Below are 799 nucleotides of genomic sequence, written 5' to 3' on the forward strand. Positions count from 1 at the left end.
TGAAGATCCTGGTACCCGTCAAACGCGTAGTCGATTACAACGTCAAGGTGCGAGTGAAGGGCGACGGCACGGGCGTTGATATTGCGAACGTGAAGATGTCGATGAACCCCTTCGACGAGATTGCAGTGGAAGAAGCGGTGCGGCTGAGGGAAGCCGGCATTGCGACCGAAGTGGTGGCCATCTCCTGCGGCGTCACCGCCTGCCAGGAGACGATCCGCGCGGCGATGGCGATCGGCGCCGACCGCGGCATCCTGGTCGAGTGTGGCGAACTGAGCGACGTCGAGCTGCAGCCGCTGGCGGTGGCCAAGCTCCTCAAGGCGCTGTGCGACAAGGAAGCCCCGCAGCTCGTGATCTGCGGCAAGCAGGCGATCGACGACGACGCCAACCAGACCGGTCAGATGCTCGCCGCGCTGATGGGCTGGCCGCAGGCCACCTTTGCGTCGAAGGTCGCATTGGCTGACGGCAAGGCCACCGTGACGCGCGAAATCGACGGCGGTCTCGAGACCCTCGAGATCAAGCTGCCGGCGGTCGTCACCACCGACCTGCGCCTGAACGAGCCGCGCTACGCGACGCTGCCCAACATCATGAAGGCGAAGAAGAAGCCGCTCGAGATCGTGAAGCCCGCGGACCTCGGCGTCGATGTCACGCCGCGCCTGGCGACCCTGAAAGTCGCCGAGCCCCCGAAGCGCAGTGCCGGCGTGCGCGTGGCGGACGTCGCGCAACTCGTCGACAAGCTCAAGAACGAAGCGAAGGTGATCTGATCATGGCGATCCTGGTAATTGCAGAACACGACAATCAA

1 protein-coding gene is annotated in these 799 nt (G+C 64.2%); it reads left to right on the plus strand.

The window, feature by feature from the left end; translation table 11 throughout:
- Positions 1–761 (plus strand): electron transfer flavoprotein subunit beta/FixA family protein (locus GPA25_RS23650; protein WP_169262835.1); only part of this gene is annotated, 761 nt, incomplete at its 5' end.
- Positions 762–799 lie beyond the last annotated feature (38 nt).

Source organism: Aromatoleum diolicum (assembly GCF_012910955.1).
Lineage (GTDB): Bacteria > Pseudomonadota > Gammaproteobacteria > Burkholderiales > Rhodocyclaceae > Aromatoleum > Aromatoleum diolicum.